This window comes from Atribacterota bacterium, assembly GCA_028717805.1.
In the GTDB taxonomy this organism is placed as follows: Bacteria; Atribacterota; Phoenicimicrobiia; order Phoenicimicrobiales; family Stramentimicrobiaceae; genus Stramentimicrobium.
Genome location: JAQUNC010000040.1, coordinates 1 through 20,116, shown reverse-complemented (window position 1 = coordinate 20,116; position 20,116 = coordinate 1). Strand labels below are relative to the sequence as shown.

The following is a 20,116-nucleotide window of genomic DNA, read 5'->3' as shown; positions in this document are numbered from 1 at the left end:
CCGAACCAAGAATCCTGTCTGCGCTATGTATGTATGAGACTTATGGAGATTGATGAGGAATGGCAGACTGGCAGAAGGTATATGAAGATAAACAAAGAGGATCAATTACTACAAGAAGATGATCCTCATAAATTTATAAATTTACTGGAGTATTTAAAAGCTTATCTAGGCAAATACAAAAGTATAGGTTTACCTAAAATTACTCACAAAGTATCCTTTTTCCGTATCGGTGTCATAACTGGAAAGAATAGTTAAAAGAATTCCAGTAATTGAACAAGAAATAATATCAGCCCGGAAAGCTTATATATTTTTAACTTCTTCGGTGTTATACTTGGGATGATTAAGAATGATTAACCGAAAAGCGCAATTTTAAAGGACAATTTCTATGAACCAGTCTACCAAGAGTTTTATTATAATTTTGCTGGCTACTATAGCTGCTGACTTCTGTCTGGTCAGGTGAGAAGAACTAATGATAAAGGTAAAGTGGAATCAGGAATCAAGTATATTTTTGATGAGTATTTTAAACTATAATAAATTATTTTAAATCAAGATGTAGGTTTACGTGAAACTAGAGGAAATTTTGCATTAGAAAAGTATACCCATAGGATTTGACACTATTAGGAGCATTGTATATAATTTGAAGTGATAATAGATAAAAATAGAATATATTTCTATAATACAGAATATATTTCTTTTCTTCTATGAATAGTGTATACTTTCTTTGGAATTAATTGTCTCCTATTTAGTGAGATTAACAGCTATTGTCTCTATAGAACATACTCATGGCTTTCGTAAATAAATTTATTATCTATTTGTTGTTAAGTTAAACCTGGACAAGATAGGTATTTACTAATTCCAATAGAGTATTTTTTCTACCCTATTAATAATACTATTGAAAAAACATAAAATAAGGAGAAAAAAGTGCAAGCATCCCTTAATTATTTAAATAAAAATTGGTTACTGGATACTAAAGAGGCGCAACAGCTTTATTTTGAAGGAGCCATTCCCTTGCGGAAAAAGGTGGGAATTGTTGATGTTCATACTCATCATAATTTAAGGCAGATAGTGGAAAATAAGCCTTTCCCTAATATCTGGAGGGCAGAAGTTCTGGAGGATAAAGAAGAATACAAAAACAATGACCATTACATTATTCAACTCGCTGCCAAATTTAATGGTTTTTCTCAGTCCTTTGCCCGAGACAGTAATATTTCCGACTTTGATAAATGGATGGCATTGGCGAAGGTATTTCCACAAATGGAGGGGAATCATGTTCACCAGTGGATGCACCTTGATTTAAAAAGAATGTTTGGTATTGAAAATTTATTAAACGCTGAGACCGGTGAGCAGATTTGGAACCTAACCGGTGAGCAATTACCAGAAGAATCATTTCTACCTTTAAATATCTTAAAAAGAGTAAATGCTCGGCTAATTTGTACTACAGATGATCCCTGTGATGATTTGCTATACCATAAACAAGCAGCAGAGATACCATGGATTAAATTTATTCCCACCTTTCGACCCGATGCCTATTGTAATATATTCGAGAGCAATTGGGGAACCCATGTTGAGAGACTCTGTCAGCTTACTGGACAAGATGTTACCCTAAAAGGGCTTATTGCAGGATTAAGGCAGAGGCATACCTATTTTGCTAAGATGGGTGCCCGAGCCAGCGATCATGGTTTATTGGAACCCTATGGATTAGAAGTAGAGGAGAAAAAAGCTGAACAGATCTTTCAGGAAGCATACGAAAAAAGAAAAAACTATAACATTAACACTCAAGAAACAAGAGAATTTATTTCTTATCTAATGCATCAATTTTGTGCCATGAATCAAGATGCGGGAATGGTAACCCAAATTCATTATGGAGCGGTAAGGAATACCAATAAGTATTTATTTAACAACTGGGGCTCGGACGTAGGAGGAGATGTGGCTGCTGAATATACCAATGTTGTAGAAAATTTAAATCCACTTTTGTCAAAATTTTTTAGTGGGAAAACTGAAAGTGAAGAACACCTGGTCTTATACTCCATGAATCAGATATTTTTCCATACCAACCTAATGCTAGAAAGGGCTTTTCCTAATGTTCATACCGGTTTTCCCTGGTGGCAAAATGACAACATTTATAACATGGAACATTATCTGTTACATCTTATCTCTGCCTCACTCTGGTCTTCCAGTGCTGGTCCAGTTTGCGATGGAAGAAAAGTATTGTCGGAAGGCAGTCGCTTTGAAGTATTTGACCGTATTATTTGCCGGGTACTGGGAAAATTGTGGTCTACCGGCGCAGTCTCTAAAGAGGGTGCTTTTAGAGCCAGCAAAGGACTGATGGTAGAAAATCAATTGAAAATATTTAGTCTGCAAAATTTGTTATAATGAATAGCAGAATCTCGTAAAATATAATTATCCATAATGAAAGTAAGGAGAATGATAATATTGGAAAAAAGAATTGTAAATCTATTTTTAAAAATCTTTGATAAACAATATGATGTTTATCCTTCTTCTGTAAAGGAAAAGGATAAATGTTATTTCTTCATGGTTAAGGATAAACAAAGAAAATACCTGGCAGTAGCAGGCTGGCCTAACAAGTTACAGGATTTAAGATTTAATACTCATGAAGAAAAAAAGATGAGTAACCGCGAGCAGGATTTATTATTTAAAGTTTGCCCCTTAACACATGACAATTTAAATATATTACAGCTTATTTTGGATTATCTCAAACCAACTTGCAGTAACAAGTCCTCTTTGCCCTCCTTTGGTACCGGAGACAGACTGGGGATTGCAACTCCGGCTCATATTCAGGCTTTTCAGGAGCAAGATATCTTCCCGGTCCTAGCTCAATTATCTACCAGAGAAATTACTAGAACAGAAAGTAGTTTACAGAGGGTAATGGATAATGCAATCTGGGGATGTTTTGAGATGGGTTATGAGGGGCCTTTCGGTGCCGATGCAGATCATATTAAGGATTTTGATAATCTCCAGAAAGCAATTAATTGTGGATTTACACTATATACCTTAGATCCCTCAGATTATATTAATAATGATATAGATAAATATAGCAAAGAAGAGATAAGACGGAAGTATCAGACTTTACCAGATAAGGGAGAAATGGAAAAGAGATATCTTGATCGAGAATTTCAAATAGGAAGAAATAAAATATATTTTGATCAGGACAATCTAGCCGAAATTGTATTAACTTATGGAGAAGCAATCAAGTACATAGTAGAATGCTATCGATTTTTAACAGAAAAAAACAAAAATGAGTTTGAACTAGAAGTTTCTATTGATGAAACTCCTGGTTCTACCTCTCCTTTAGCCCATCTCTGGATTGTTTCTGAATTACAACACCGGCATGTTAATTTCCAGAATTTAGCTCCTCATTATATTGGAGATTGGGAAAAGGGTATTGAATATATAGGAGATGTTAAAACCTTTCAAGAAGAATTCAAATTACATTGCCAGATTGCCTCTCATATGGGAGGATATAAATTATCATTACATTCTGGAAGTGATAAATTTTCAGTATACCCTATTTTTGCTCGTGAAACCAATAATTTCTTCCATATTAAAACTGCCGGGACCAGCTGGTTGGAGGCAGCCAAAGTTGTTGCTCTTTGCCAGCCAGACCTATATAGGGAAATTCATAACTTTGCTTTATCATGTTTTGACAGAGATCGTTTTTCTTACCATCTCTCCACAAATTTAGAGGAAATACCTGATATTGGCAGATTGAAAGACGAGGAACTAGTAACCTTATTTTCTAATAACAATGCCCGGCAATTGATTCATATTACCTACGGCTCTATTTTGAGGGAAAAGGATAAAGAAGGACTATATAGATTTAGAGATAGAATTTACCAAACATTGTTTGACCATGAGAAAATTCATTATCAAGCAGTAACACATCATATCAAACACCATTTAGATTTATTAAGTCTTTAACCATAAAATATTATATTAAAAATAAAGGAGAAGCAATAACATGAAGGAGATATTAAAAAAATTTAGTTTAGAGGGGAAAAACGCCGTTATTACTGGAGGAGCCGGAATACTGGGTTCGGTTATTGCGAAAGGTTTAGGTAATGCCGGAGCAATCGTTATTATTGCTGATATTGTGGATACAAAGCCATTAGTGGAAGAGTTGCGAAAAGAAGGTATTAACAGTAAGGGATATTATTTAGATGCTATGAATGTTGAGAAAGTTAGAGAATGTAAAGATGAAATATTAAAAGATTTTAAACAAGTAGATATATTAATTAATGCAGCCGGTGGAAATCAAAAAGAAGCTACTACTTCTGAAAAATTGTCTTTTTTTGATTTGCCGGTAAAGGCACTGGAAAAAGTAGTAAGCCTAAACCTTTTTGGCGGAGCAATCCTACCTGCTCAGATATTTGGTAAAGAAATGTTAAAAAATAAGGATGGCGGTTCCATTATTAACATTTCTTCCATGGCTGCATTCCGTCCTTTAACAAGGACTGTGGGTTATTCAGCTGCTAAAGCAGCAGTTAGTAATTTTACCCAGTGGCTGGCAGTTCATTTTGCCCAGGAGTATAATCCCAAACTTCGAGTAAATGCCTTAGCCCCAGGTTTCTTTCTAACAAATCAGAATCGCTTTTTACTTACAACCGAAGAAGGTGGATTAACAGAGAGAGGTCAGTTGGTTATTGACCATACCCCTATGGGTAAATTTGGGGATCCAGAAGATTTAATTGGTGCCTGTATCTGGTTAGCATCTGATACTGCTCGTTTTGTTACCGGTATTGTGGTACCCATTGATGGTGGTTTCAGCGCTTTTTCGGGAGTATAAAATACAGTATATAGTATTACGTATAGCGTATATAGTTAATTCAGTAGATAGTATTTGGTAGCTAATAAAATACTAAAGATTTAAATATTGTTATAAAATATACTTAATTAATACAAAAACTCAGTATTGAGTCTAAAAAAACAGTATTGCTTTATACTAAAACATTAAAAGGGATTTTAGACTGAAAACCAAAAACCAAAAACTACAAACTTTTTAATGAAGGAGGAGATTAAATGGAAAAATCACAGATTGGTTTAGTAGGATTAGGTGTTATGGGTCAGAATTTAACCCTGAATATAGAGGACAAGGGTTATTCTATATCAGTTTACAATAGAACAGCTGCCAGGACCGAAGAGTTTGCTCATGGAAGTGCCAGAGGTAAAAATATAACTCCAACCTATTCCCTGGAAGAGTTTATGGCTTCCTTGGAAAGGCCAAGAAGAATTATACTATTAGTACAAGCAGGACAGGCTGTAGATGATTTTATCGAGAAACTGATTCCCTTAATGGATGAAGGGGATTTAATTATTGATGGAGGGAACTCCTTTTTCAAAGATACTGTTAGAAGAAACAAATATCTGGCAGAAAAGGGATTTCTCTATATAGGTACCGGTATTTCTGGTGGTGAAGAAGGTGCTTTAAAAGGGCCTGCCATTATGCCTGGTGGTCAGGAAGAAGCCTACCAGCTGGTTCAGGATCTATTGGAAAAGATTTCAGCAAAGGCTGTAGATAATAAACCATGTGTTTCTTATATTGGTCCTCATGGTGCCGGTCATTATGTCAAAATGGTACATAATGGAATAGAATATGGAGATATGCAACTAATCGGTGAATGTGTTTGGGCTCTAAAAAAAGTATTGGGCTTAACCTCTGAAGAGATTGCTGAAATATTTCAACAGTGGAATGCTCCTGATGATGTTTTATGCTCCTATCTGATTGAAATTACCGCAGAGAGCATGAGAGAAAAGGATAAAAAAGAAAATTATCCCTTAATTGATATAGTAGCAGACATTACTCGTATGAAAGGGACTGGCACCTGGACGGTGCAGAGTGCCTTAGAGTTATTGGTTCCCATTCCTACTATCACTGCTGCAGTATTTTCCCGAGAAATGTCCCAGGATAAAGATTTAAGAATAAAACTGTCCAGGATATTGCCCTCTTATCAGGGTGGAGATAGACCTATGGAGCGGGAAATGTTTGTTCAGACTGCTCATGATGCTCTTTATATAGCTAAACTATCTTCCTATGCTCAGGGGATGGCCTTGTTACAAGCAGCATCAAAGGAATATCAATTTAATTTAAATTTAAAGAATATTGTAGAAGGATGGCGTGCTGGTTGTATTATTCGGGCCCAGTTTTTAGATGAAATAACTAAGGCTTATCAAGAGAATCCTGATTTAATAAACTTATTGGTAGCTCCACGTTTTTTAGAAGTAGTAAGAAATAGTATGGGAAGATTAGCTACCTTTATTAAACTTGCCCACCAGGCTGGTGTTCCTATTCCGGCTATGGATAATTCTTTTAACTACATCTTGCAGCTGGGTAGCTCCATAATGGTATCTGCTCAGGTAACCGCTATTCAGAGGGATTATTTTGGAGCCCATGGCTATTTTAAATTAAAAAGCACTGTTGATCCCGAGATAATCATTAATAAGGATAATAAATGGAAAGAATTTCATACTCAATGGATGCTTCCTGGTAGACCGGAAGAAGAACTGTAAAATAGTATATAGTATATCGTACTGAGTAAAGAAATTTAAAAAATCTTTACTGAAAGATGTTAAATCTGGGGGGTATTTATTATGCTATTCATAGAAGAATTGCAAGGAGAATTAACGGATGATCAATTAAGAGGGGCAGTAGCAGAAGCATTCAAGGATTTTAGCCAGGTTAAAAAAGCATTGTTGATTCACCCGGACTATTCCCGGGTGGATTTTACGGATCGACTTGTTCCAATTATTTATTGGGAATTAAAAAAGAAACATGTAGCTCAGATTGACAGCCTTAATGCGGGTGGAACTCATCGCAAAATGGTTGAACAAGAAATAAGAACTAAATTAGGCTTAAAAGAAGAGATTTTTTTTACTAACCATTATAATCATCAGTTTGATAACCCGGAACAGTTGGTTCAGGTAGGAGAAATAGATCCTTCTTTTGTTTCTGAACAGACCAAACAACAATTAAAACAATCCCTACCGGTGGTAGTAAACAGACTTATTCTGGATGATTATGATTTAATTATTGCTTTAAGCGGCACTTCTCCGCATGAATCTGCTGGTTATGCAGGTGGATTAAAGGTATTCTTTCCCGGAATTTCAGGACCTGAAGTAATAGATTTATTGCACTGGGCTGCAGTACTGGTTGGCATACCTGAAATTATTGGTACCATTGATAATCCAGCACGAAGAGTAATCAATGAGGGATCTTCTTATATCTTCAAAGCAATTAAGGCCCCTGTTATTTCTTTTAATATGCTTTTACAGGAGGTAGAAAATAATAAGGTTATTCCCAAAGGCTTATATGTAGGAAGCGGTTACAATGGATTCCAGGAGGCATATCAAGCAGCTGCGTTAGCTAGCTCTAAAATTCACATCATTTATATTGATCAATCCTTGGAGCAAGCAGTTCAGGTTATGGATTTATGTTATGATGAATTCTGGACTGCAGGCAAAGGTTCTTATAAGCTGCAGAGTCCCGGCGTGATGACTAAGGGCGGGGAAATCATTATCTATGCCCCCCATATTCACCGTTTTCATTCTCAGAAGGATATGGAAAAGAGCATTAGAGAACTGGGTTATCACTGTAAGGATTATGTTCTGAAGTATTTACAGAAATTTCCAGATACCTCCCGTAATGTTGCTGCCCATGTTATCAATGTTCGTGGTTCAGGTATTTATAATCCAGATGATGGTGAAGAGAAATGTGATTTTCAGGTCATCCTGGCCACCGGTATTCCTGAGAGTGTCTGTCAAGATGTTGGGTTAGGTTACCGAGATCCGAATACAATTCACAAAGAAGACTATATGGGTTCTAAACAACTTTGGATAGAGCATGGTGGAAAATATCTATACCAATTAAGAAAGAGCTAATATCATAAAATTCTTTTACCATGAAAATCATCTTTAATATTACTCAGACAAATTTGTTAAGCTACTCATTTGCGGATATTTTTTTAATTGATAGTAAAGTAATAGCAAAAGTTATTTTAAGTTGAGAAGGAGGTTTATTCTAAAATGGTGAAAGCAGTTATTGCTCAGTCAGGCGGACCTACCTCTGTAATTAATAGTACTGTTCAAGGAGCGATTGACATACTTTTTCAATCAGATCGGGTGGATCGGGTACTGGGAGCAAAAATGGGAATTTTAGGGGTATTACAGGAGCAGCTTCTTGATATTTCTGCTCAGGATAAACATCAAATTGAGTTATTATTTCAAACCCCTTCAGCAGGCACTCTGGGGAGTTGCCGCTACAAGATAAAAAGTGAAGAGGACCTTGAACGCATTGTAGAAGTCTTCTCCAAACAAGATGTTGGGTTTTTTTTCTATTGCGGTGGAAATGATTCAATGGATACTGCCTTTAAGGTAAGCAAAGTAGCACGGGAACATGGTTTAGATTTAGTATGTATTGGTATGCCCAAAACTATTGACAATGATGTAGGAGGGCCCCTGCAATCCGATGGCACCTTTGCCATCTGTGATCATGATCCAGGATATGGTAGTGTAGCTAGAAATTTAGCAATAAATATTTTAGAGGCAAATGAAGAGAGTAAAGCGAGTTACACCAGCGATCCAGTCCTGGTTATTACCGTTATGGGAAGGAAAATCGGATTTATTCCTGCTGCAGCACGTTTGGCAGATCCACAGCGAAAAATACCTTTACTGTTATTTTTACCAGAAGCTCTTTCTAAGGATGATAGCCAATCTAATTTAGAATTCATTACGGAGAGGGTTAATGAAAAATTAAAGGAAGCTGGTCGCTGTATAATTGTGGTTGGTGAGGGAGTCAATCTTGGTGATCTATCTATATTAAAGGATGGCTTTGGTCATGCTCAATTCAGTGCCAGCGGATCAACGGCAGGTAATTTACTAATAAATTACTTAAACGGCCTGGATAGAAAAGATAAGCAAGGGAGAGCAAAAAGTCGGCTTATTGTGCCAGGCATTGCCCGAGCTGAAAATCCCGGAACAAGACAAAGACGGGAACTAGCCTATGTATCAGAAGTAGACCGGGAAGAAGCCTATCAGGTAGGTGCCTATTCAGCTCGACTGGCATTGCAGAATCAGGATGGCTATATGGCTACTATTGTCAGGGAAGCAGGAACTTCTTATAGGGTAAGATATGATAAAGTCCCCTTAGATGTGGTGGCCAATGCTGAGCGAAAGTTCCCTAAAGAGTGGATTGCTGAAAATAAGAGTGATGTAACTGATGATTTTTTGCACTGGGCTAAGCACTTAATCGGAGGACCATTACCTGAATTTGCCAGCTTTAAAGATATTTTTATTTCCCAAAAATGTGGAAAATATATACCAGTGGGATATAGAATAAGTAACAAGTAATAAGTAATTAGTGCTTATAAGTAATCACTATAAAAAAGGAGAGAGAAAAATGTCACTACCAAGATTGACAGCTCAACAGATTAAAGAAGATCCGGAGCAACAATTAAGAAATTTCAAGAAGACCAAAGACTTTTTAATCGCCATTGATACCGATGGCTGTATTACTGATAATATGAATGGCAAACAAATGTTAATTTTTCATCCCCATTTTATGGAGTTCTATCAATTATGGGGTATTGAATCATATTTTAGAGAAGTGGCAGAATATTATAATCTTTTTTCGGTAGACCGAGGTTGTAACCGCTTTATTGCCATACAGCTCACTCTGAAGGCTTTACGGAAAAGAAAGGATGTGCAGGAAATTTTAAAGCAAAAAGATATTAACCTGCCTGACAGTAAACCATTAGACGACTATATCAAATTTGCTGAAGAGAATAAATTGGGCTTAGGTAATCCCAGTCTGGAAGAATTTATTGACAAGCGCCCTACCAATTTTACCTTATATAAGTTGTTGGGCTGGAGCGAAGCAGTAAATCGCACTTTTCCCTATATTTCAGCCAAAATACCCCCCTTTGATGGGGTAAAGGAATGTCTTGAACTCATGCATAGAGTTGCGGATATTCTGGTAGTATCAAAAACGCCTTACGACGATCTGGCTAATTACTGGGAAGCACAGGGCATGGCCCAATATGTGCAGATGATTGCCGGGCAGGAAATGGGTTCCAAAGGGCATCATATCGAGGTAGCTAAAAAAGCTGGACACTATCAGGATGATCAGGTATTGATGTTAGGAGACGGGAATGGTGATTTAAAAGCAGTAAAAGCGAATAATAGCCTTTTTTATCCGATTTCTCCCGGATATGAGCAGGAATCCTGGAATAATTTCCCGAAAGCATTAAAGTGCTTTACTCAGGGAGCATATAAGGGAGAATTTGAGGATAAACTTTTACGAGCGTTTGAACAAGTATTATTAACTTCAGTATCCTGGGAGAAAAGCAATTATAACCATATTTCTTCTTATAGAGAGAAACAAGAAATTAGAAAGATTCTCTATCAGAGATTTAATCCGGAAGGGAAATTATTGATTATATAGTATAATGAAGCTGCGTCTGGTTTTATTGGGAAATTATTAAAAGACTAAAATAAGGAATTTTAGTCCTAAAGGTGAAATATGTTTGATTTCTTTGTCATAGGCCATATCTCCTTGGATGAAAACATTTATCTCCAGAACGAAGAAAAAAATGTGGGAGGTGCTATCCTATATTCTTCTTCTGTTTATTCCTCTTTAGATTATAAGGTAGCCGTATTAACTAAGTTATGCAAAACTGATTATGATTGTATTCAGAAATTAAATATTCCTGAAAAAAATATTTTTCTCGTCTATTCCCCAAAGACTACTTCTATTAGAAATATCTATCTGGATGAAAGCCAGGAAAGAAGAATAAGTACTGCCCTGGCTATTGCCCAACCCTTTTTCATTACGGAAATCCCCAAAGATTTAAAAGCCAGGGTTATTCATTTTGCCAGTCTTATTTATGGAGAATATCAATCAGAACTGGTTAAATTCTTTTCTGGTAAAGGGAAAATTGCCGTTGATGTGCAGGGATTTTTACGGAATGTTGGAGAGGATGGAAAACTTTTTTATAAATACTGGATGGAAAAAGAACAATATTTACCATACATCGATTTCTTAAAAACTGATGCTGCAGAAGCTGAATTTTTAACCGGTCGGTCAAATTCCAGAGAGGCGGCAACAGTACTTTATCAATGGGGTGCCAAAGAAATTATCATTACTCACCATAGTGAAGTGTTAGCTTATGATGGATTTACTTTCTGTCACTATCCTTTGAAACCAAAAAATTTAGCTGGAAGAACAGGAAGAGGAGATACCTGCTTTTCAGCCTACCTCTCTGAAAGATTGAATAACGACATTGATCGCTCACTCCTTTTTGCGGTAGCCTTAACTTCCATTAAACTGGCTAATCCCGGACCTTTTCGAGGAACCAGAAAAGATGTAGAAAGTTTTATGAAAGAGAATTATTGACCATATTGTTTTTACTAACTCCCTAATCTTTCTCCCAATGAATTACTTCTATTTATAAATTAACTATCCGTTAATGGAAATATTTTCAATTTAATGGAGTGTTCATTATTATTCCCAAGACAAGAAATATTATCTATGCTATAATAAAATAGTTTTTTATTTAAAACAAAAGGTTTCAATAATAAAACTATGGAACAATCCGATTACTTCAAATATCCGGTTCACTCTGTGAAATATATTTTCTCTATTATTGAATTATTAGCCACTGGTAAAATGGAATATTCTCTCTCTGAGATAATAAAGGAAACCAACCTTTCCAAAGGAGTAGTCTATAGATTATTAGGAACTTTAAAATCCCTGGGATATTTAGCTCATAATCCAGAGACTAGAAAATATTATCTTTCCTACAAATTTGCCAAGATTGGCATTTCTTTAAATGAGCGTATCAGGATCCTGGAAATTATTCCCCACATGAAAAAATTAGCTCAGGAATATAAGGAGATGGTTAACCTGGCAGTTCTGGAACAAAGCAGGGTAGTCTATTTACACAATATTGAATGCCCACATGCCCTAAGACTTGATTTTAAAGTTGGCACTTACCAGCCTGCTCATTGTACTGCTTTAGGTAGAGTACTGTTGGCTTATCAGGATGATAGAACAATTTCCAGTATTTTAAAAAAGAATAGATTAAAATCTTATACTGCAAAGACTGTCACTGATCCAGCTCAATTTATTCAAATCCTCCAAAAAATTCGGAAGGAAGGTTATAGTTTTGTCAGTGAGGAATATCGTCCCGGTGTATGCTGTGTTGCTGCACCCATTTTTGATGAACATGGCAGCATCGTTGCCTCTCTGAGTCTCAGTCTTCCTACTGCTCGTATGAGTCCTGATATATTGGAGAGAATGGTTAAATCTCTTAAAAATTATACTGATAAAATAAAGTTACCACAAATGTTTAGGACCTGATAGATAATTAAGATATAAAAATAAAGTTAAATTTAAGATTAGAATAGGGGTGAAAAATTGAAAATTAATAATATTTATGAAGGAAAACAAGGAGAAAAGTTATTTCTATTAGGAAATGAAGCAGCCGTAAGGGGAGCGCTGGAAGCCGGGATTTCCTTTGCCTCAACTTATCCTGGTACACCTTCTTCCGAGATTGGCAATATACTGACCAAAATTGCCCGAAAAGCAGGATTATATTTTGAGTTTTCTGTAAATGAAAAGGTAGCTCTGGAAGTATCTGCCGCCGCCGCAGCCTCCGGTTTACGCTCCTTTGTTTTTATGAAGCATGTTGGTCTAAATGTTGCTGCAGATGCTTTAATGAGCACTGCTTATACCGGTGTTCGGGGAGGTATGATTATTCTTTCCGCTGATGATCCCTCCATGCATTCTTCTCAAAATGAACAGGATAACCGGATTATGGCTCAACTTGCGGGGATTCCGGTTTTAGAACCTTCTAATCCTCAGGAAATGAAGGATTTTATGATATATGGTATTACTATTTCAGAGCAATATAAAATACCGGTGATGATTCGTACTACCACTCGCGTTTCTCATATGCGAGGAGTAGTTCAGTTGGGACCGATTAAACCTGGGAAGAAGGAAGGATTTTTTAGCAAAGAAGAAGCAAGATTTAATATTGCCCCCGCTTTTGCCCGTAAACTGAGACAGGAGTTGGTGGAAAAACTGCAAAAATTAGAAATAACGGGCAATACCTCACCGATTAATAGAGTAGTAAAAAAGAGTTATAACAGGAAAGTAGGAATAATTACCTCCGGTGTTTCCTTTAACTATGCACTGGATATTATCAATGAATTGTCTTTACCGGTAAATATTCTTAAGCTGGGTTTAAGTTATCCTTTTCCCAGAGAATTCGTTCAGAAATTTATAAGTAATTTAGAAAGCATAATTATTGTAGAGGAAGTAGAGCCATTTCTAGAAAAAGAGATACTCTCCTTATTAGGCCAGGAAGGATGGCAAAAAAGAGTTTATGGTAAACTGGATGGGACACTGCCTCGCATCTATGAATATAATCCCGATATTATTTGTCAAGCCCTCACTCAGGTGTTAAATATAGAAAGACTAGCGGAGAAGCCGGGGATTGAATTTAAGGATATAGAACCACCGTTAAGACCACCAGTACTATGTCCGGGATGTCCGCATCGCTCCACAATTTATGCTATTAAAAAAGCAGTCCAGAATTTGAAAATAAAAAAGGAAAATATAATTTATTCAAACGATATAGGTTGCTATACTTTAGCCATGCAGCCACCCTATTATATGGCTGATTACTGTATCTGTATGGGTTCCAGTATTGGAGTTGCCAGCGGATTGAGTAAAGCTACCAAACAAAAGATTGTTTCTTTGATTGGAGATTCAACCTTCTTTCATGCCGGGATTCCGCCCTTGATTAATGCAGTTCATCAGAAAGCAAATATCATGGTGGTAATACTGGATAACCAGATTACTGCTATGACTGGTGGCCAACCGAATCCAAGTATCCCGATAGACGGGTGGGGAGAGGAAGTCCCCGCTATATCCATTGAAGCATTAACCAGAGCTACCGGTGCCGGCTATGTAAGGATTATAAATCCCGAAAATCTAAATAAGGCCGTGGAGGTTTTCAAAGAGGGATTACAGCATGAAGGTGTGTCAGTAATTATTTCACGTTCTCCCTGTATTATGTTAAAGAAGGCAGAAACAGAAAAATTAACCTATCAGGTTAATCAAGAGAAATGTACTCGCTGTCAGATTTGCCTGAAACAGTTTACCTGCCCAGCTCTTTTTAAAAAGGAGGATGGATCAATACATATTAATTATTTGTTATGTACCCAATGTGGTTATTGTATTCAGGTATGTCCACAGAAAGCAATTGAGGTGAAAAAATGAGCTATAAAGAATGTTATCAAATTTATATGATTGGCGTAGGTGGACAAGGTACCATCAAGACTGCCACTATCATTGGAGAGGCAGCAATAGCCCAGGGATTAAATGTAGTGATGAGTGAAGTCCATGGAATGGCTCAGCGTGGTGGAACTGTTGTTACCGAATTAAAAATAGGAAATGCCCTCAGTCCCCTAATTGAAAAGTATTCAGCTGATCTATTATTAGCCTTTGAACCCTCTGAATTATTAAGAGCTACAAGAGTAATTAAAAAAGACACTCATATTATTGCCAATTGTTCAACCATTGTGCCCTTTACTGTTTCTCTGGGTATCTCTGAGTATCCGGATATAAATCAAATTCTGGCAAGGCTGAGTAAAAAAGTAAATAATGTATATCTAATTGATGCTGGGAAAATAGCACAACAAGCCGGGCATATTATTACCGCAAATATAGTAATTTTAGGAGCAGCACTTGCTACTCCCCAATTTCCGGTCAAAAAAGAGGCTATATTTGAGTCTATAAGGCAAAATTTACCAACTCGCAGTATAGATATGAATATCAAAGCCTTAGAAATGGGTTACCAAGAATTTTCTACTTTTTCTAATAAATAATAAAATGTTGGATTTTAGTAAGACAAGTGATTAAAAAGGAGGAAGAGATGGAATTAAATAAAAATCTAAAAAAGATTAAACCTTCCGGGATTCGAAAGTTATTTGATTTAGCCCAAAACAGAAAAGATATAATCAGCTTTGGTATCGGTGAGCCAGATTTTATTACACCTGACCATGTTCGCAAGGCTGCCAAGCAAGCCATTGATGACGGTTATACCCATTATACTCCCAATGCGGGTTTTTCTGATTTGCGGGAAGCCCTGGCACAAAAACTAAGAGCAGTAAATCAAATTCCAGTTAAGACAGAAGAAATAGTAGTGACAGCGGGAGGTACTCAAGCTTTATTTTCCGCATTCTATGCCCTGCTCAATTCCGGAGAGGAATTAATTGTTCCTGATCCCGGATTTCTTGTTTATGGATCCCAGGTTGCTTTAGTAGGAGGTAATCCGGTATACCTTCCTATTCGGGAGGCAAACAATTTTCAGATTGATCCCGATGAATTGAAAAGTTTGATTACCTCAAAGACAAAAGCTATCCTCATAAATTCTCCCAGTAATCCTACCGGTATGGTAATCAAAGAAGATATAATGAAGGAAATTGCTAAAATAGCGCTAAAGTATAATTTATTTGTAATCAGTGATGAACTTTATGAAGATATATTGTTTGATGGTAGAAAACATATCAGCATTGCTTCTTTTCCAGATATGAAAGAGCGAACCATATCTATTTTTGGCTTTTCTAAAAGTTATGCCATGACTGGTTGGCGCCTTGCTTATCTTGTCTGTCCGGAATTTTTAATTAATGAGATAATTAAGATACAGCAGAATACAGCAGTTTGTCCCAATTCAGTTACTCAGAGAGCAGTTTTATATGGATTACAACATCAGGAAGAGACTCAACTTAATATAGAAAATATGCGCAAAGCTTATCAAGAGCGACGAGATGTTCTCATGGCTGGATTCACTGAAATTAGAGGCTTTCGGTGTCTTGCTCCTGAAGGCGCTTTCTACGCTTTTCCCAATATTACTGAAATAGGAAAAAGTTCGGAAGAGTTATCCATGTATTTGCTGGAAAAATGCGGAGTGGTAACAGTACCGGGAAATGCCTTTGGTCAATATGGAGAAGGTTACCTACGTTTTTCCTTTGCCACCTCACTGGAGATGATCAAACAAGGTGTGGAGAAAATCAGGCAAGGCATTGAAAAAATGTAAGGGATTGATACATGATGAAAAAACAAATTGATTGAATTGTAACTATGATGAAGGAGGATAATGATTCCACATGATCAACAGTTTTAAGCAGCTGTATCGGGAAATAACCGTCATGGGCAGACAGCGGGTTGTGATTGCCGGGGGAGAAGATCTGGAAGCCCTGAAGGCAGTGAAAGCCAGTTATGATCAAGGATTTGGTGAGGCTGTCTTGGTAGGTAGAGAAGAAGAAATCGACCATTCATTGCAGGAGCTGGGATATCGGGATCGTTCTTTTATTCAGGAAATTGTTTCCATTGAAAAGGAGCAAGATAAAGCCCTGGCAGCGGTGGAAGAAGTAAAAAAAGGAGGAATTCTATTAAAGGGAAGAATAAAAACAGCTACCCTTCTAAAGGCTGTACTGAACAAAGAATCAGGATTAAGAACTGAAAATCATGTCAGTAATGTCTTTATTTTTGAAGACCAAAGGGAAACCAAAAGCCGTCTGGTTTTATTAAGTGATGGAGGTGTGAATATTAAACCGGATTTACGGACTATGGTTTCTATTATTAATAATGCAGTCACTGTAGCTCAAAAATTGGGCATGGATAAACCTAAAGTGGCATTACTGGCAGCCATCGAAGATGTGAATCCGGATATGGAAGAGACTTTACAAGCCGGTATTCTGGCCAAGATGAACCAGAGAGGTCAGATACCCGGCTGTATTATTGACGGTCCGTTAGCTCTGGATAATGCCATTTCGGAATATGCAGCTCAAAAGAAAAAAATTGAATCTCCCGTTGCCGGGAAGGCAGATATTCTGATTGTTCCTAATATTGTCTGTGGTAACATTTTAGGAAAAAGTATCATCTATTATACTGAATTTCCTCAGGGAAACCTGGTTGTCGGTGCCAGGGTACCGATTATGATACCTTCCCGGGCAGATAAAAGCGAGTCTAAATTAAATTCCATAGCCCTGTCCATATTATGTAGCAGATAAAGCTAAAGTATTAAAGGTTACCCCATCTAATTCTCTTTCTCTTATGTTATAATAGGCTTAGCTTTTTTAAATTATTGTCATGAAGAGATAACTATGCATGAACATATTCACCGGCCAAATAAGAATAATAAAAGTAATAAGAGAATAGTATTTACTATTATTCTTAATTTTATGATCTGTCTGGCAGAATTAATTGGCGGACTATTATCAGGAAGCCTTGCTTTGCTTGCTGATGCATTGCATAATTTTAGTGATGGTATGGCTATACTAATCAGCTATCTGGCTAGAAAAATAGGGATGCGTTCTCCGGATTCAAAGATGACTTTTGGTTATAAACGTGCAGAAATCTTAGCTGCCTTGCTAAATTCTTCGGTAATAATTGTTATTTCTTTTTCCCTATTCAGGGAGGCTTATTTTCGTTTTAAGAATCCTCAAGACATTACCATATCCTTAATGCTCACAGTCGGTGTTTTTGGTTTTTTTGCTGATTTAGTCAGTGTCTATTTACTTCATCCAGAAACTCACCACAACCTGAATATGCGTTCAGCTTATCTCCACTTGTTAGGTGATACGCTTTCCTCGGTTGGCGTGGTCGTGGCTGGTATTATTATTTACTTTTACCATTTTTATTTCATCGATTCACTTTTAACAGTTATTATTGGTTTATTTATACTTATTCAGGGGTATCAGGTTTTAAAGCAAAGTACCTTTATCTTAATGGAACGAGTTCCTGTACAAATTGATATCGAGGAGATTAAAAAGAAGATTGAATCAATTCCTCAGGTTAACAGTCTTCATCATACGCATGTCTGGCAGATTGATGAACAAAAATACCTTTTTGAAAGTCACATTACTCTAAAACAGGATATGAAAGTAAGTGAAGCAGACCAGATTAGAAAAAAGGTGGAAGAAATCCTGGCCAGTGATTTTCATATTTCTCATCCTCATCTCCAGTTAGAATTTAGTTATTGTAATAATCAGAAATGCGAATAAATATACATCAAAGAGAAAGGAATATTTAGCATGATTGAACGTAGTAAGTTTGGATTAAATAGGATTATCTGTCCAACTCTGGATATCAAAGACTTTTTTCAGCTGGCTAATGATTTAGGATTAGGATATGTTGAATTACGAAGTGATTTACCTGCTAATGCTAATAAGATAATTGATAATTACTCTGCTCAGGAAATCAGGCATCTATCCAGACGTTATAATATTCAAATCTGTTCCATTAATGCCATACAGCAGTTTAATTACTTAGTAGAGATAGATAGAGCAAGGAAAGAGTTAAAAAATCTGCTGATGTTAGCCCTGGAGATTAATTGTCGGGTTATCATTATGTGTCCATTTAACAAAGCTGATGTTTCCCAGATGACTCGAAGTCCGGAAGCATACTATAAAAAGACAGTACTGGCATTAAAAGAATTACTTCCTTTATTCCAGCAAAATGGCCTTATGGGGTATATTGAGCCCCTCGGTTTTGCAACCAGTTCTTTGGCTTCCCTTATTTTGGCCATGAAAGCGATTAAGGAAACAGAATATGAAGGATATAAAATTGTATATGATACCTTTCATCATTTTCTTGGACCTGATGATTTAAACTCCCTCAGTAAGGAGTATGATATAAAATGTACCGGATTGATACACGTCTCAGCAGTCACTGCAGAGCTTTCTCCTGAACAGTACAGGGACGAACACCGTAATATGGATTTTAAAAGGGATATACTAAAGAATAAAAAACAGATAGATTTCTTTGTCCAACGAGGATATGATGGTATTATCTCTTTTGAGCCTTTTGCTGAAGAAGTGCAAAAATTAGAGGTAAAAGAGCTAAGAGAGTTAATTAACCAGGCCATTGAATATTTAAGTTAATTTTTACATAGGAATCAATTTTATTATAATTATGAATGGGGGTAAATAATTTTGGGTAATGCTTATCAAATAGCCTTTCTGGGTCATTATACTAAAGATACTATTGTTTCTTCCACTGGTAAAAGAGTAATCAATGGAGGTGCTTTTAATTACGGTGCCCATGTAGCTGCTGCTATGCGTTTAAAGACATTGGCAATTACCAGGCTTGCACCAGAAGATGGTGGAGTAATTCAGGAGTTGGAAAAAATGGGAATAGATGTTTCGGTTGAATGGACCCCCCAATCTACCTGCCTTAAGCTGGTATATCCCTCTGAAAATCCGGATGAAAGAGTAATTTATGTCAGTAGCTGGGCGGGAGCCTTTAGCGCAGAAGAAGTCAATCCTATAGAAGCAGAAGTGATTGTGGTTGGCGCATCTATGCGGGAGGAGGTTCCTTCAGAAATTATTAAATTGTTAGCCAGAAAGGAATCAATTTTAGCGGCTGATATACAGAGCTTTATCCGCATTAATGATAATGGAAAACTCGTTGCCAGACCATGGCTGGAACAAGAAGAAATACTATCAAATATTGATATTATAAAGACCGATGCAGTAGAAGCAGAATTGCTTACTGGAAAAAAAGTTATTAAAGAGGCAGCTCTATTGATACATGCTATGGGTCCCCGAGAAGTTATTATTACCCATAAGGATGGCGTACTGGTGTGGGTTGAAGGAAAATTTTATGAAGCTTCATTTTATCCAAGGGAATTAAAAGGAAGAAGCGGAAGAGGTGATACCTGCCTTGCTTCCTATATATGCAAAAGAATTCATTCTTCACCCGAAGAAGCAACGATTTGGGCAGCAGCATTAACCAGCCTCAAGATGGAAGCAGAGGGACCATTTCGAAGACCTATTACCGATGTGGAGATGCTAATTCAAGAAAAATATCAACAGTGAATTATAAAATAATTTTTACTCAGGGAAAAATTTTTTGCCAGAGATGTTTTATTTTTATTAATGATTCACGGGAGTCCTGAGCAGGTGAGTATTCAAAACCGATAAATCCTTGATAATGTTTTTCTTTTAATAATTGAAGTATTGAATACCAGTTAATTTCACCTGTACCAGGTTCATGACGTCCCGGAATATCGGCAATGTGAAAATAACCAATGCT

18 protein-coding genes are annotated in these 20,116 nt (G+C 36.7%); 17 read left to right on the top strand and 1 reads right to left on the bottom strand.

Annotated features, from left to right (window positions below):
* The 17 genes from PHD84_08730 to PHD84_08650 all read left to right on the top strand — a co-directional run.
* Positions 1–255: hypothetical protein (locus PHD84_08730; protein MDD5637883.1), on the top strand; the 255-nt coding region annotated here is incomplete at its 5' end.
* Positions 256–921: 666 nt separating this feature from the next.
* Positions 922–2,373, top strand: coding sequence for a glucuronate isomerase (locus PHD84_08725; protein MDD5637882.1), 1,452 nt, complete (start codon positions 922–924; stop codon positions 2,371–2,373).
* A 60-nt stretch (positions 2,374–2,433) separates the two neighbouring features.
* On the top strand, positions 2,434–3,939 hold the full coding sequence (locus PHD84_08720; GenBank protein ID MDD5637881.1) for a tagaturonate epimerase family protein: 1,506 nt from the start codon (positions 2,434–2,436) through the stop codon (positions 3,937–3,939).
* Between the two features lie 40 nt (positions 3,940–3,979).
* Positions 3,980–4,804 carry an SDR family oxidoreductase gene (locus PHD84_08715; protein ID MDD5637880.1) on the top strand — a complete coding sequence of 275 codons (825 nt, stop codon included), beginning with the start codon at positions 3,980–3,982 and terminating at the stop codon, positions 4,802–4,804.
* Positions 4,805–5,037: 233 nt separating this feature from the next.
* Positions 5,038–6,525, top strand: a complete 1,488-nt coding sequence (gene gndA / locus PHD84_08710) for an NADP-dependent phosphogluconate dehydrogenase (GenBank protein MDD5637879.1) — start codon at positions 5,038–5,040, stop codon at positions 6,523–6,525.
* 81 nt (positions 6,526–6,606) lie between these two features.
* On the top strand, positions 6,607–7,893 hold the full coding sequence (locus PHD84_08705) for a lactate racemase domain-containing protein (protein ID MDD5637878.1): 1,287 nt from the start codon (positions 6,607–6,609) through the stop codon (positions 7,891–7,893).
* A gap of 144 nt (positions 7,894–8,037) precedes the next feature.
* Complete coding sequence (locus PHD84_08700) at positions 8,038–9,360, top strand: diphosphate--fructose-6-phosphate 1-phosphotransferase (GenBank protein MDD5637877.1); 1,323 nt, start codon at positions 8,038–8,040, stop codon at positions 9,358–9,360.
* Positions 9,361–9,409: 49 nt separating this feature from the next.
* Positions 9,410–10,453, top strand: coding sequence for an HAD hydrolase-like protein (locus PHD84_08695; protein MDD5637876.1), 1,044 nt, complete (start codon positions 9,410–9,412; stop codon positions 10,451–10,453).
* A gap of 78 nt (positions 10,454–10,531) precedes the next feature.
* A complete protein-coding gene (locus tag PHD84_08690; protein ID MDD5637875.1) occupies positions 10,532–11,404 on the top strand; it encodes a PfkB family carbohydrate kinase in 873 nt (290 codons plus the stop codon).
* A gap of 189 nt (positions 11,405–11,593) precedes the next feature.
* The gene (locus PHD84_08685; GenBank protein MDD5637874.1) at positions 11,594–12,370 is read left to right on the top strand and encodes an IclR family transcriptional regulator; all 777 of its coding nucleotides are present in this window, start codon (positions 11,594–11,596) and stop codon (positions 12,368–12,370) included.
* A gap of 57 nt (positions 12,371–12,427) precedes the next feature.
* Positions 12,428–14,296, top strand: coding sequence for an indolepyruvate ferredoxin oxidoreductase subunit alpha (gene iorA / locus PHD84_08680; protein MDD5637873.1), 1,869 nt, complete (start codon positions 12,428–12,430; stop codon positions 14,294–14,296).
* The gene (locus PHD84_08675) at positions 14,293–14,904 is read left to right on the top strand and encodes an indolepyruvate oxidoreductase subunit beta (protein ID MDD5637872.1); all 612 of its coding nucleotides are present in this window, start codon (positions 14,293–14,295) and stop codon (positions 14,902–14,904) included. Before iorA ends, PHD84_08675 begins: the two co-directional genes overlap by 4 nt.
* 47 nt (positions 14,905–14,951) lie before the next feature.
* On the top strand, positions 14,952–16,115 hold the full coding sequence (locus PHD84_08670; protein MDD5637871.1) for a pyridoxal phosphate-dependent aminotransferase: 1,164 nt from the start codon (positions 14,952–14,954) through the stop codon (positions 16,113–16,115).
* Positions 16,116–16,185: 70 nt separating this feature from the next.
* A complete protein-coding gene (locus PHD84_08665) occupies positions 16,186–17,091 on the top strand; it encodes a phosphate acyltransferase (GenBank protein ID MDD5637870.1) in 906 nt (301 codons plus the stop codon).
* A 93-nt stretch (positions 17,092–17,184) separates the two neighbouring features.
* On the top strand, positions 17,185–18,084 hold the full coding sequence (locus PHD84_08660) for a cation diffusion facilitator family transporter (GenBank protein MDD5637869.1): 900 nt from the start codon (positions 17,185–17,187) through the stop codon (positions 18,082–18,084).
* Between the two features lie 30 nt (positions 18,085–18,114).
* Positions 18,115–18,963 carry a TIM barrel protein gene (locus PHD84_08655; GenBank protein ID MDD5637868.1) on the top strand — a complete coding sequence of 283 codons (849 nt, stop codon included), beginning with the start codon at positions 18,115–18,117 and terminating at the stop codon, positions 18,961–18,963.
* 51 nt (positions 18,964–19,014) lie between these two features.
* Positions 19,015–19,899, top strand: a complete 885-nt coding sequence (locus PHD84_08650; protein MDD5637867.1) for a PfkB family carbohydrate kinase — start codon at positions 19,015–19,017, stop codon at positions 19,897–19,899.
* Positions 19,900–19,918: 19 nt separating this feature from the next.
* On the opposite strand, the gene PHD84_08645 is transcribed toward PHD84_08650, so the two are convergent.
* On the bottom strand, positions 19,919–20,116 hold a 198-nt coding region (locus PHD84_08645; GenBank protein MDD5637866.1), incomplete at its 5' end, for a TIM barrel protein.

Bases quoted from the DNA above. Each gene is read 5' to 3' on its own strand.
- PHD84_08715 (MDD5637880.1), top strand. From the start codon at position 3,980: ATGAAGGAGATATTAAAAAAATTTAGTTTAGAGGGGAAAAACGCCGTT.
- gndA (MDD5637879.1), top strand. From the start codon at position 5,038: ATGGAAAAATCACAGATTGGTTTAGTAGGATTAGGTGTTATGGGTCAG.
- PHD84_08705 (MDD5637878.1), top strand. From the start codon at position 6,607: ATGCTATTCATAGAAGAATTGCAAGGAGAATTAACGGATGATCAATTA.
- PHD84_08700 (MDD5637877.1), top strand. From the start codon at position 8,038: ATGGTGAAAGCAGTTATTGCTCAGTCAGGCGGACCTACCTCTGTAATT.
- PHD84_08695 (MDD5637876.1), top strand. From the start codon at position 9,410: ATGTCACTACCAAGATTGACAGCTCAACAGATTAAAGAAGATCCGGAG.
- PHD84_08690 (MDD5637875.1), top strand. From the start codon at position 10,532: ATGTTTGATTTCTTTGTCATAGGCCATATCTCCTTGGATGAAAACATT.
- PHD84_08685 (MDD5637874.1), top strand. From the start codon at position 11,594: ATGGAACAATCCGATTACTTCAAATATCCGGTTCACTCTGTGAAATAT.
- PHD84_08675 (MDD5637872.1), top strand. From the start codon at position 14,293: ATGAGCTATAAAGAATGTTATCAAATTTATATGATTGGCGTAGGTGGA.
- PHD84_08670 (MDD5637871.1), top strand. From the start codon at position 14,952: ATGGAATTAAATAAAAATCTAAAAAAGATTAAACCTTCCGGGATTCGA.
- PHD84_08665 (MDD5637870.1), top strand. From the start codon at position 16,186: ATGATCAACAGTTTTAAGCAGCTGTATCGGGAAATAACCGTCATGGGC.
- PHD84_08660 (MDD5637869.1), top strand. From the start codon at position 17,185: ATGCATGAACATATTCACCGGCCAAATAAGAATAATAAAAGTAATAAG.
- PHD84_08655 (MDD5637868.1), top strand. From the start codon at position 18,115: ATGATTGAACGTAGTAAGTTTGGATTAAATAGGATTATCTGTCCAACT.